Origin of the sequence: Peptoniphilus ovalis (genome assembly GCF_018919265.1) — a bacterium.
In the GTDB taxonomy this organism is placed as follows: Bacteria; Bacillota; Clostridia; order Tissierellales; family Peptoniphilaceae; genus Peptoniphilus_A; species Peptoniphilus_A ovalis.
In genome coordinates this window covers 262,054-276,107 of record NZ_JAHLQO010000005.1, presented here as the reverse complement: position 1 = coordinate 276,107, position 14,054 = coordinate 262,054, and the positions used below count along the sequence as shown (strand labels likewise).

Sequence of the window (14,054 nt, the reverse complement as noted above, 5' to 3'; positions counted from 1 at the left end):
TCAACATTTACAGTATCACTAATCACACCAATCGCTATGGACGAAGGACTAAGATTTGCCATTAGAGAAGGTGGAAGAACAGTAGCATCTGGAGTTGTATCTAAAATTTTAGACTAATTCAAAAATATTAAGAGGCTCAATTGAGTCTCTTTTTTTATTTGGACTAAAAATTATATCAATAATAGGATATAATAATATTAATAATAAAAGAGGTGATGTAATGGGCGCAAGTAGTGTTTACAGAGAACTTTATAAATTGGCAAATGATGAAAATAATTACAGTGAGAAAATATTGGCATCACTTATAGCAATTGTTGTAGCATTTATTCTCTACTATATTTTAAAAAAGATTACATACAAATTTGTATTTAAAGAAAAGCGAAGAGTTAGAATAGTTAGCACACTTCGCTGGCTGTTATTTTTCGTAGCAACATCATTTATTTTGTATTCTTGGTTTAATGCAATTGAAGGACTATTAGTTGGAGTTTCAGTAATAGCTGGTTTGCTATTGATTTCATTAAAAGATTTAGCAATAAACTTTGCAGGATATGTTTATATAAAAATTAGAAAGCCTTTTAAACCAGGGGATAGAATTGAAATCGACGGATATATAGGAGATGTTGAAAGTATAGAAATCCTTGAATTTAATATAAATGAAGTAAAGGGATGGCTCAGAAGTAAACAACACACTGGAGTTGATCTTCACATTCCCAACAAATATATCTTTAACACAGTTCTAAAAAATTACACGCAAGAATATCCCTATCTATGGATAGATATTTCCTTTACCTTTGACGCAAGTTCAAATATAGAAAAGGCAGAAGAGATATTTTTGAAAATAGGACAAGAAGAGCTTAAAAAGTTGGTAAAAAGAGAACAAAATAGAAAAGAAATGAAGACATATCTCGATAAATTAAGCAATGATTTGGAACTAATAAACGATAATATACTTCCCAATGTATCTACGGATTCAGTGTTCGATGGACTTGAGATGAACCTTAGAGTTGTCGTACCATATGATGAAATTGGACCGATTAAAAGTAGGATAGAAAAGGCAATTGTCAAGGCAGTGCAGGAAGAAGATGATTTGATTTTTGCATCTAGAAATCATCTCGTGGTGAATAAGTAATTTGTAGGAAAATTATAATAAAAATATTTTAAAAAGATAAAGAGGGCTGCCCTTTAGGGCTGTCCTCGCAAAAAAAACAGCATGAAAAGATGTGAGGTTGCAGTCGAAGAAGTTAAGGGTTTTTGGGACTGCTGCGTGCCCTGTGGGTATCCCAGAATTTTTCAAGGAATTTTTTTCCCCTAGTTGATGGGGACAGTCCCTTAATAAACCTGACAGGGACAGTCCCCACAAATTAAATTAAAAGTAAAAGCTTTAGAAAAAAATTAATTAATAAACTAAATAAAACTTGCTATTATTTGTACCTCCACTGGTGCATCGCCAGGAAGAGAGGCTACTCCCACTGATGTTCGAGGAGAAATTCCTCTTTCGCCTAGCTCATCTACTAAATACTCCGATGCAAAGTCTGCAATCTTTGAATGAAGACTAAAATCCTCTTCACAATTTACATAAACTGTCAAGTTCACAATATCATCTAACTTCTCACTTTCTGAAAGTGAGTTTTTTATTGCAATGAGTGAATTTTTTGCTGCTTGAATTACTGAATCTTTATACTTTTCTATATCTTCATTACTTTTAATCTTTCCCGTTAAAATCAACTTTCCATCAACTCTTGGTGTCATTCCCGCTGAGTAGACTAAATTATTTATCTTTTTTGCTGGCACATATTTGCCCTGTGGTATTGGATTTTTACTCATATTAAACTCCTTTTCTTTTCATTATATCAACTTCTTTCAAATAAGCCCAATTTTGTTTAAAAACTTCATTAATGGTAAAATATTTAATAATGGGGGAATTATGAATATTTTTAAAGGACTTAACAAATACAAAATTAGAATATTAGTTGTAATTCTCTTAACTTTTGGAAATGCCTTGGGTGAATTATTTTTGCCAAGGCTAATGAGTCTTGTAATCGACAAAGGTGTTGCCTATGGCGATACGAACTATGTACTTAGAATGGGCGGTGTAATGATAATTGTAGTTATCTTTACAGTGCTTTGCAGAGGGTCTGCTGCTTATCATTCTTCTAAGACTACAATGGCTTTTTCAAGAGATTTGAGATACAAACTTTTTAGAAAAATTAATTATCTTAGCTTTGATGATGTTGAAAGCTTTTCAATTTCATCTCTTATCACTAGAACTACAGATGATGTAAATCAAGTTGAGCAAATGGTTTTAATGGGACTTCGTCCTCTTGTGAGAGGTCCGCTTATGTTTATCGGTGGTCTTATAATGGCACTTTCAACAAATGTAAAACTTTCAATCGTATTTCCAATTGCCATTCCATTTATCGCCTTTGGACTTTTCTATGTCATCAAAAAGGGTCTGCCTTATTTTCCAGTTTTACAACAAAGACTTGACAAATTAAATGAACTTTTTAGAAGAAGACTTACTGGCCTTCGAGTTATCAGAGCTTTTTCTAAAGATGAATACGAAGAGGATTTATTTGACGATGCTAACAAGAGCTACAAAAGGCTAGCAGTTCGTGTAAACAAACTTCTTGTTACTATTAGACCAATTTTGGGAACTGTTCTAAATTTTGGAATTATTTTTGTGCTATATTTTGGTGCAAAGTTAATCGACATTAGAGAACTTGGCATTGGAGAACTTATGGCATACATCCAATACATCACCCAAGTTTTAATTGCCATGATTATGATGAGTTTTCTTCTCACAATGGTTCCAAGGACTATGGCTTCAGTTTCTAGAATTAACGAAGTTTTAGAATATGAAACTACAAAAACTGGCGGCGAAGAAATTTTAGATGAAGATATTTATAAAATAGAAGCAAAAAATTTAAACTTCGCATATCCAGATGCAAATCAATGCGTGTTAAAAGACATAAATTTTGAAGTCAATAAGGGCGAAACTCTTGGCATTATAGGTGGAACTGGGTCAGGTAAATCAACTCTTTTAAGACTTCTTCTTCAATTTTACGAGCCAGGAGATAACGAACTTCTCATAAATGGGATTGACATTAAAAAGCTTAAAAATAAATCAGTCAGAGAAAAACTATCCTACGTTCCACAAGAAAATTTCTTCTTTTCAAAATCTGCAAGAGAAAATCTCATGTATTCCGATAAAGATGCAAAAGATGATAAGATGCTTAAATCCTTACAAGAAGCTAGAGCAATTGATTATCTTGGCGACGAGCCACTTGACAAGGAAATAGCAAGAGGTGGAGCAAACCTATCAGGTGGACAAAAGCAAAGACTTTCCATAGCAAGGGCACTTACGAGAAATGCGTCAGTTTATGTTTTTGACGATTCTTTCTCAGCACTTGATTACAAAACTGATTATGAACTGAGACAAGTTTTAAAAAATACACTTTCAGACAAAATCGTAATAGTAGTTGCACAAAGAGTTGCTACTATTTTAAATGTAGATAAAATTTTGGTCTTAGAAGATGGCGAAGTTGCAGGATATGGAAGTCATGATGAACTTATGAAGACAAATGAAGTTTATAGGGAAATCGCAGTGAGTCAGGGGCAAAAATATGAAGAATAAAAAGAATAACACATTATACAGAATATTTGCCTACCTAAAGGACTACAAACTATTTCTGTTCATTTCAATTTTCTGCACAATAATAATTTCACTACTTGAAATAGCTTCTCCAAGACTTATGGGAAATATTACAACTAGAATTTTTGAAAACCTAAGACTTGGCGAAAGAGTTGACTTTAATTATGTAACTAAGATTTGCTTGGCACTTGCTGCAGTCTACATTTTTATGGTCATATTTGAATACATCAGAGGTAGAATTTTAGTAGATATCACACAGGATTTAATTGCAAAATTTAGAAGACAAATTTCTGAAAAAGTAAAATACATTCCAACTTCATATTATGACAAAAATAAAACTGGAGATTTGCTATCAAGAATGACAAATGATGTAGAAACTCTTGGAAAGAATTTGCAACAAACTATTTCTTCAACACTGTCATCAGTTGTGCTAATAGTTGGAATTCTTGCAATGATGATAAATATTTCACCGATTTTAACTGGAGTGTTTTTATTCACTCTTCCAATGACATATATTTCTACAAAAGTAATTTCCAAAAGATCCCAAGGATATTTTAGAAAGAAATCAAAGGGCCTTGGATCCATGGTAGGATTTGTCGAAGAAAACTTCTCGGGGTCAGAACTGATAAAAGCCTTTAGCTACGAAGAAAGAGCAGAGGAAGAATTTTTAGCAATTAACGAAAACTTATACGAAGTGAGTTATAAGGCATCTTTTATGACTGGAATAATGCTTCCAATTATGACATTTATTTCTAATTTGGGCTACGTACTTCTTTCAATAATAGGTGGACTTTTAGTAGTTCAAGGAAGATTATTTGTTGGGGACATTCAAGCAGTTATTCAATATGTAAGAAAACTTTCAAATCCTATTGAACAACTTGCAGAGATGGCATCAATTTTTCAAGCATCAATTGCAGCGGCAGAGAGAATTTTTGAATTCTTAGATGCAGAAGTGGAAGTTGAAAATGTAGTAGATGAAATCAAATCTCCAATTGAAAAAATTGAATTTGAAAATGTATACTTTTCATATGACAAGAAAAAACCAGTTATTAATAATTTAAACCTAGAAGTAGATAGAAACAGCACAGTTGCCATAGTTGGCTCAACTGGTGCGGGAAAGACTACAATTGTAAATCTACTCATGAGGTTTTATGACATTGACAGTGGTTCAATTAAAATAAATGGCGTCGATATCAGAGATGTATCGAGAGAAAATCTGAGATCTCACTTTGGAATGGTGCTTCAAGATTCATGGCTATTTAATGGCACAATTTATGACAACATAGCTTATGGCAAGGACAATGCCACAGAAGAAGAAATAATAGAAGCTGCAAAAAAGGCATACTGCCATTCCTTTATTACTAAACTTCCAAAAGGTTATGACACAGTTTTAAATGAAGAAGCTTCAAATATTTCACAGGGTCAAAGGCAACTTCTTACTATTGCAAGGGCACTTTTGTCTGATCCAGAAATTTTAATACTTGATGAAGCAACTTCATCAGTTGATACAAGAACTGAATCGTTAATTCAAAAGGCGATGAAAAACCTCCTTCACGAAAGGACAAATTTTGTAATTGCACACAGACTTTCAACTATTGTTGAATCCGATGTAATACTTGTACTTGAAAAGGGAGACATTGTTGAAAAGGGAAATCACAAAGAGCTTATAGCAAAAAATGGAGTTTATGCAGATTTATACAATTCGCAATTTAAAGATTAAAGAGAGGAGTTATTATGAAGGATTTTATATTTCACGTTCCTACAAAAATTTTATTTGGAAAGGACCAAATGAAAAACTTGGCAGGAGAAATTAAAAAATATGGCGACAGAGTGCTTTTAGCCTATGGTGGGGGTTCAATAAAAAGAACGGGACTTTATGATGAGATTGTAAAAATATTTGAAGACAATAATATTTTCTACAAAGAATTATCGGGAATCGAACCAAACCCTAGAGTTGAATCTGCAGTAAGGGGAGTTGAAATCGTAAGAGAAAATGAATTAAACTTTATACTTGCAGTTGGTGGCGGATCAGTCATTGACCTTTCAAAATTAATTGCAGGAGCAGTTTTTCTTGACTGCAATCCATGGGATATAGTAATTAAAAAAGAAAAAATTACAAAAGCACTTCCTATTGGAACTATTCTTACACTTTCAGCAACTGGATCAGAAATGGATAGCGGCGGAGTTATTACAAATCTTGAAACAAAGCAAAAGTTGAGCTTTGGATCAAAGTACACTCTACCTAAGTTTTCAATTCTAAATCCAGAAATAACTTACACAGTAAATGAAAAGCATACAGCAGCAGGAGTTGCAGACATTATGAGCCACACTATGGAAAATTATTTCACACTAAATGATGGTGCTTATATGCAAAATAGATTGGCTGAGGGAATTTTAAAAACTTGCATCCATTTTGGACCTATAGCTTTGGAAAATCCTACAAATTACGATGCACGTGCAAATTTAATGTGGGCTTCAAGTTGGGCAATTAACGGACTTTTAGATACTGGAAAAGAAACACCTTGGTCAGTGCATGCAATGGAACACGAACTTTCTGCATTCTATGACCTAACTCATGGAATTGGGCTTGCAATATTAACTCCAAGATTTTTAAGCCATATTTTAAATGACGATACAGTTGACATGATTAGAGATTTTGGAATAAATGTATTTAATATAAATAAAACTGATGATAAATTTAAAGATGCAAAAGCAGCAATAGGAGCACTTCACATGTTCTTTGAACAAGACATGAAAATTCCTATGAGCTTAACAGAAGTTGGAATTGATGAAAAACATTTAGAAGAGATGGCAGAAAATGCAGCTAAGCATGCTGGAGGAAGTATAAGAGGAGTTGTAGAACTTAATAAAGATGATATTCTTAAAATCTACAAAGCTTGCCTATAGGTGGAAAAATGACAATAGAAAGCAGAATATTAAAATTTGGCGTATCACCTGCAATAGTGCCATTAAACTTACCATTGAAGAACTAGAAAAATATTTAAATTATGAAGAATTTATAGATATATCAAAAAATAAAAATATTCAGAAGATCCCTTTGAAAAATAGGGATCTTTTTTTGAAAAAATTTTATATATTACAATTAAATTAAATCACACAAAAGATAGGATTATTAGGTAGAGATTGTTTAAAATAGCCACTTTATTTGATATAATATTGAAAAGATATATTAAATAATAATATCTCAAAGAATTTTCTAAATATTATGAGAGCTTTGAAATAAATTTCAAAAATTGTCAAAATATTAAAAATAATTCACATAGATATTAATTAGGAGGAAGGATATGAAAACTTATATTAAGAGATTTATTACTTTTTCCTTGGCTATGATAATGTTGTTGGCAGTGCCACTAGAGGCTTTTGCAAATAACTTTAGATACTATGACATACCAAGTGAAAAGTATAGCTACATCAATTCGATGCCAGTGGATGAAGCACCAAAGTTTATTAATTCACAAGGCGAAGATGTAGCAAATGAAGAGATTAAAGACCCGGCTATGCCCGCGCTCTACACCCTAAGGGCAGATTTTAAAATTCAAAGGGGCGGAGACGAGACCAAGGTCAATGACCAGCCCTATATAGCAACTGTTGGAGAAAATGCCACAGATAAAGAAAAGGCTAAAGTAAATAAAGACATATTCTTAAAGGAAATGGATGGCTATACAACGCCTACTGTTAGTTTTAATGTAAATTATGACTATATTAAAACAAGAGCAAATAAGTCAGACAATAAGGAGAAAAGAGTAAAAGATTCCATTTTTGAAAATTCCTACGTTGACAAGCATCCCTATACCTATAAGTCAAAGCAACAACCAATTGAGGTAAAGCATGTCTTCCAAAGTCTTTATGATAAATCAAAATATGGAGGACTGACAGAAAATTCAGACCCTATTGAGAGACAACAATATGGAGAGACAGGTCATAATATAAATGTATCTCCCCTTCCAGAAAATGAAAGACTAGGATTTGCACCAGAAACTTCCATAATCTCTACAAGAGTCCCAGAGAACCTAGATAATTTTTTCATAGAGTATAGGTACAATCGTGAGAAATATAATGTGGTCTATGACACTGACGGAGGAACACCAATCCCTGCAAGGACTCTATACTTTGGACAAACCATACCAAAAGTAGATGAGCCAACTAAAGTGGGAGCAGAATTTCAAGGTTGGAAGGTAAATCAAGATATAGAATTTACCAATGAATCTGGCACAAAAACCACAATTAAGGCGGGAAATTTAATAGCTGATAAAAAATCAGAATTTAAAGAAGCCATGCCAGCCCACAATCTTAAATTTACAGCTGTGTGGCAAGAAAAACCCACAGCAAAATATACAATCCTATATTATACCGAAAAACCCGACCACGAATTTGGGACCAAGACTCCAGAAAATCGCAGGGAAAAATACGACTATGTCGGAGCCAGAGTGATAGAAGATGCTGAAACAGGCTCTCAGCCAAATCTTGAGACCATGCTACCTCAAGGGGTTACCTTCCCAGACCTGGAAGGTAAGTCTAGCACAATTACAAATAATAAGGATGAACTATCCAAATATTACACTTACAACGCAAAACTTACAGAAAATGCAAATGAAGTTGAAGAAGACAAGGGCGACGGAACTACTCAAAAAGTCCAAAAAAAGGTCCTATCCACGGGTGAGACAGTTTACGAAGTATACTACGACAGGACCGTTTACACCCTTATTTTTGAAAAAGCAAAAAGTAAAACTACCTTTGATCCAGAGATCACCGTCTATGACACCAATACTAAAAAGACCACTGTCTACGATTATATTAATGGTAGTGTTGACAATGGCACAAAGCCCTACACTATCACCGCTCGTTTCGGCGAATCCCTAGCCAACAAGTGGGTCAGAGATGGAGATATGGGCGATGACTATGTTAAAAATATTTTTAAGGGAGACCAGTTCGCTTATATCTCCAAAGGCTATTCCCCAAAGAGATACTCCCAAGGTTGGTGCATTAACCAAGTAGCAGGTTCAACTTATAGAGACACTCCCCCATATAGGCTTACCAAAAGTGAGTTTATAGATGCAAATAGGACGCTGAGAAGCCCATCTAGAAAAGATGCAAGTGGAAATCCTATATCCTATACAGACGATAAGAATAACCTTCTGAACATTATCTCCCTGGGTATCGCCCAATCATCTAGAGATAATCAGTTTATGCCCCACCATATAGATTTTGAGCTAGAGGATATAGATGGAACTGATCGCTTCCACCCAGAACTCTACTACTGGAAGTCGGACACCGATAAAGTATATAGATTCGATCCACCAAAACTTAAGGGCTTTACAGAGCCAAGCTCGAAACTGTCTGAAAGAGGTCTTACAGAACAAGCCTTAAAGGCAAAAAACAATGGTAGAGACGAGACTGAAAAAACTCCTTTTGCTTTTCAAAATACACTTAATAATAAAGATTTTTCTAAGAATAATGGCTATATCTCATATAGGTATCAGAGAAACTCCTACACCCTGAACTTAAACTCAGATCCAACTAAGGTTAAAGAAGACGCTGCCTATGTAGGACAAAGTTTTTCAAATGGATCGCCTCAAAGCCAAGAGGTCAAATACCAGAAGCCTCTTGCAGACCTCGAGCTTCCTATACTGACAGAGGGGGACGAACCAGAATTTGTAAAAATCGCCAAAGAAAATGGCATTGATTATGAGTTTAAGGGTTGGGCCGTGGACCCCTCTGGAGTCAATATGATCCAAAATGCAGTCTATGCAAAAGATGGCAGTGTAAGTCTTAAAAAAGATGCCGATGCCAAAGAAACTATGCCAGATTATAATATGACTCTATATGGGATTTGGGGAGAAAAGGAACCTACATGGACATTAAAGATTGATCCTAATGAAGGTAGGCTTAGAAATTTAAAACCAAGTGACTTTAAAGTAAAGACTAATCTAAAGGACAAGGCAGAACTTATAAAAAATGCAGAAAATGAAGGTAGCATCCAAGTCTTTGATGTAAAACATAGAACTCAAATAGAAAATATATTAACAAAACCAGAGAGAAAAGGATATGACTTCCTAGGCTGGGAACTTGTTAGATTTAATAAAGATGGCAGCGAAAATAGAGATTACTATGATTCCTACAAAGTGCCAGAACTATATGCCTTTGGAAATGATGTAGTAAGCGATATCTATCTAAGGGCCATCTGGGTAGAAAATAGACTTGTTGATATGACCGCCTACCACCACTTCTTTGAACTTGATGAAAATGGAAACTATGTAGAAAACACAGACCTATTACAAGAACAAGAACTTGTAAATAGAAGAATTGGATCTTACACTTCAGCAGTAGCTAGAGAGCAAGGTGCAAGCTGGACTCTAATGACAGAGGAAGAGCTAGCTAATGTAGAGAGCTACCAAAAATATAAGAAAGAGTCTAAAGATGGAGATTCTAAGCAAAATACTTTCTTCCAAGTTATGAGAGTAGATGATCCATTAAAAGAAGAACCAGTGGGTTCTGGAACATTTGTAGAGAATCCCGATGAGCACAATGAATTCCACTTCTATTATCGTGCCTTTAAGACTAGAAAATACAAGGTCAACTACATGGACGAAAGAATAAAGGATAAGATGGAAGCCGGAACTGCTACTGCAGAAGAAATAGAGAAATATAGAATTATTCCTCAAGAGCTAGTAGAAAATGGAAACATACATTATGATGCGAGAAATTATCGCTCAATACCAGGTTGGAAACTCACATCAGATCCGCAGCAACAACTTTTCTTTGACCTTAATGAAAAAGGAGAACTGGTTGGAATTAATGGAAAAACAGGACCTGGTTCTGATGAGATTAATTTCTACTATAAAGATGTCCGTGTAATTGAGAGAAAAGATAAAAATGCAAAGACACCAGATGGCTATGTGAGAGTAATATTCCAAACTGATCCTAATGTAGAAAAAAAAGATAGGGGCGGAAGCTTTGGAAAAGACGCCCAAGGAAAGGCAAGACATGAAGTTGTCTATGATGTCATAGAAGGACTATTGTCAGACAATATTTTAGTTCCACAAGAATTAAAAGAAGGAGAAACTGCTGAGCCAGGTAAACTTTATATCATACCAGATCCAGGCAAGAGCTTTATAAAATGGGATCACCAACCACTTCTTAATGCAAGCACAGTTTTAAGAAAGGGAACTGAATATGTATTCACAGCCTACTTTGACTGGAAGGACATTAAGATAAATGAACTTGTGAGGACAGAAGCCTATAAAGAAGATAATGGAACATGGGTTAATAATTTTGCACCAACTATTGAAGAACTTAAGGCAGCAATAAGATGGTATAATGCAGAAACTAAAAAAGAAAGTGACCTGCCTGCTGGCGTAACTGCGAAAATCATAGATACTACTGATGAAATTTATAATAAAGTAAGAGAAATGGGCGAGTCTGATAAAGATGAACTTGTTAGAACTATTAATATAAATGCAAAGGTAGACTTTGGAAATGGTTATGAAAGAAATATCCAAATACCAGTTAAAATTTACAAAAATGTCTATGAAGCATTGACATCAGGAGATAAGCCTAAAGTATTAGCAGATGCAGAAAAAGTTGCTACAGAAGAAGAAAAACAAGCTGGAAAGCAAGATGGCGATTTAGTAGAAATACTAAAAGATGTTGGCGGAGAATATGTAAAAGTCACTATCAATCCAACAGGCAAGCCAGATGCAAAGGACTCTAAGATATATTATGTAAATCCAAAGGCTTGGGTGGATATTAAAGAAATTAAGCTAACTCAAAAAGAAAAAGACAAATTAGGATTTACAAATTGGACAGCAGATAAGATTGCTCAAAATGAAGACTCAAAAGAAAATGGAGTATTTGATTTTGATAAGCGTCACAAATTTACAGAGGACACAATAATATCTCCAGGCTTTGCGGCTGACGTAGTACCACAAGAAGGTAATGATAAGCCAAAAGTTCCAGAAAATTATGTAAAAGTAATAGTTGACAAGACTGACAAAGCAGACCTTGCGACAGATGAAAAGCAACAAGAAATCTTCTGGGTAAACCCAACAAAAGAAGTAACAATAGGAGTAACAAATCCAACTGGTAAAACTGTAGAAGGAGACCAAACAAAGGGTACTGCTGGTTATACTATGCAATTTAGTCATTGGAAATCAACAGAAAATCCTCCGAGAGAATGGAATGAAACAATTGTAGGACAATTCACAAATGAAGAAACTACAATAATTGCAAAATATTCTTTCAAAGCAGAGGAATTAAAGCCAGTTAAACCCGAACTTGACAAAGTTTTAGTACCTAAAGGTAAAACACCTACAGAAGAAGACTATAAAGAAAAAATCACTCCACCTGAGGGCAAGACTATCAAAACTGTGACAGTTGTGGAAGAACCTGATGTATCACAACCTGGAGAAAAATCTTCTAAAATAACTGTTGAATATAATGATGGAACAAAAACTACAGAGACAATAACTGTTAAAGTAGTAGAGCCAATCCTGCCGGCAGAACCAGGTGGCAGAAAGCCAGAAGGAGCATTGGAAAACTATGTGAAAGTAAACTTTGTTGCAGGAAAAGATGGAGAAAAAGTTGCTGGTAGCCTAGAAGGACAAACAATCTACTATGTATCCCCAGAAGTAGAAGTCAACTTGACAGAACAAGCTGAAAAAATAACAAAGACACCAGCAGTAGGCTACACTTCAAATGGAGGATCTTGGACAAATGCTGATAATAAGAATTTGAATGGAATATTTAAAGAAGAAACAACTTTTGTTTATAACTTTCTAAAATCTAAGGACATAGTAGAAAAGACAAATGAAAATCCAGATAAACCAGAGGGGTATGTGACAGTGATTTTTAGAGCATCTGAAAATGGAAAGCTTGAAGGAAATGTTGCAGAAAAAACTTACTATGTAAATCCAAAAGCTGACATCAAGCTAAAAGTGCTTGGAGAAAATGAGACTGCAGGAGAAAAAGAACTAGCAGTTCCAAAACCAGTAGCAGATGCAAACTACGGATTTGAAAAGTGGGTAGAATCTCTTGATACTACAAATTCAATAAAGGGTAATCTTGAATATGTCGCACACTTCACAAAGGGCAAAGTAACTCTAAATTATAATGCAAATGGTGGAAGTGGAGATGTTCCAGAAGAACGAAGTGTAAATATTGGAGAAAAAATACAATTAGCAAACCAAGGAAACTTAACTAAAGAAAACGAAAACTTCATTGGTTGGAAATTTGATGGAGAAGAAAAGATTTACAAACCTGGAGAAACAATAACTCTTAATGAAAGTAAAACTGCTATTGCCCAATGGTCTACAAATTCTCATACAGTTAGATTTGAAACAATGGGTGGAAGCCAAGTCCCAGACCAAAGTGTAAAGCATGGAGAGACTCTTGGACAAGTAACTCCACCAACATTTGGAGATAAAGTCTTCATGGGTTGGAAAGAAAATGAAAATGACGCAAATTACTTTAACACTACAAGTACTCCAATTAATGAAGACAAGACATTAATAGCAATATGGCAAGACCCAGTTCAAGAAATTGACGAAAATGACAAAATTGAAGACGAATTCATAAAAGTTACTTTCGAAAAGGGTAGTCATGGAGAATTTACAAATGCAAGTGAAGCGAAAACTTATAAAGTTGCAAAGGGCTTGACATATGAGGAAGCTAAGAATATAAGTGGAGTGACAAAACTTGTAGAACCTAGAATCTCTGCCGATAATTACTATAAGTTTAAAGCTTATGAGACAATTCCAACTGGACCAATGTTAACAGATCAAACGCTAATTGCAAGTTATGAATTAGAGAAAGATGTAGTTCCACTAGATCCAGAAAAGGGAGACTATAGTGATAAGCCAGAAGAAATGGTACTTGTAGAGTTTGTAATGGATAAGGACAAGGCAGATCTTCTTGGACCTAGCAAATATTATGTCAAGAAAGACGCTGAAGTAAAATTAGAAGTTCCTACAGTTGTAGAAACTCAAGAAGGATATAGATTTGGCAAATGGGAAGGCTATGATGTAGAAATTATCAATGAGCCTGAACGTGGAGATATAAAATATATCACTGCGATTTTTGCTGAAGACACTAATATCACCGACACAAGTATTGAAAAGCCATCAATGAGAATTCAAATACCTAGAGCAGGAGAATCTATAATAGTTATCACAGAGATTACTCCTGGAGCAAAGGGAAGATTAATTCTAAAGAGAAATGGAAATGAAAAATTAATTGAATCTAGTACTAAAAAGATGGGCAGAAGAAGAGTGGAAACTTTAGTATTTGACATTGGAGAAAAGTTACAAAGAGGAGATATTTATATCTATTATGCAGACAAGAATGGAATAATATCAGAAAGTAGGACTGAAAGAGTAAGATAGGA

At 34.5% G+C, this 14,054-nt stretch carries 7 protein-coding genes; 6 read left to right on the top strand and 1 reads right to left on the bottom strand.

The features are described 5' to 3' along the window. On the top strand, positions 1–117 hold a 117-nt coding region (locus KQI68_RS08790), incomplete at its 5' end, for an EF-Tu C-terminal domain-related protein (RefSeq protein WP_485020535.1). A gap of 103 nt (positions 118–220) precedes the next feature. After that, positions 221–1,129: a mechanosensitive ion channel family protein gene (locus tag KQI68_RS08785; RefSeq protein WP_216549759.1), complete on the top strand. Its 909-nt coding sequence runs from the start codon at positions 221–223 to the stop codon at positions 1,127–1,129. 275 nt (positions 1,130–1,404) lie between these two features. Here the strand turns inward: KQI68_RS08785 and KQI68_RS08780 are convergent, their stop codons facing one another. Next, positions 1,405–1,824 (bottom strand): RidA family protein, encoded by a 420-nt coding sequence (locus KQI68_RS08780; protein ID WP_216549758.1) that lies wholly within the window; start codon positions 1,822–1,824, stop codon positions 1,405–1,407. Between the two features lie 100 nt (positions 1,825–1,924). Here KQI68_RS08780 and KQI68_RS08775 point away from each other — a divergent pair, with 100 nt between their 5' ends. The 4 genes from KQI68_RS08775 (at position 1,925) to KQI68_RS08760 (ending at position 14,052) form a co-directional block, all read left to right on the top strand. Beyond that, positions 1,925–3,634, top strand: coding sequence for an ABC transporter ATP-binding protein (locus tag KQI68_RS08775; protein WP_216549757.1), 1,710 nt, complete (start codon positions 1,925–1,927; stop codon positions 3,632–3,634). Then, positions 3,624–5,372, top strand: a complete 1,749-nt coding sequence (locus KQI68_RS08770) for an ABC transporter ATP-binding protein (protein WP_216549756.1) — start codon at positions 3,624–3,626, stop codon at positions 5,370–5,372. Before KQI68_RS08775 ends, KQI68_RS08770 begins: the two co-directional genes overlap by 11 nt. A 14-nt stretch (positions 5,373–5,386) precedes the next feature. Next, the gene (locus tag KQI68_RS08765) at positions 5,387–6,559 is read left to right on the top strand and encodes an iron-containing alcohol dehydrogenase (RefSeq protein WP_216549755.1); all 1,173 of its coding nucleotides are present in this window, start codon (positions 5,387–5,389) and stop codon (positions 6,557–6,559) included. 398 nt (positions 6,560–6,957) lie between these two features. Continuing rightward, on the top strand, positions 6,958–14,052 hold the full coding sequence (locus tag KQI68_RS08760) for an InlB B-repeat-containing protein (RefSeq protein WP_216549754.1): 7,095 nt from the start codon (positions 6,958–6,960) through the stop codon (positions 14,050–14,052). The last annotated feature ends 2 nt before the right edge of the window (positions 14,053–14,054 follow it).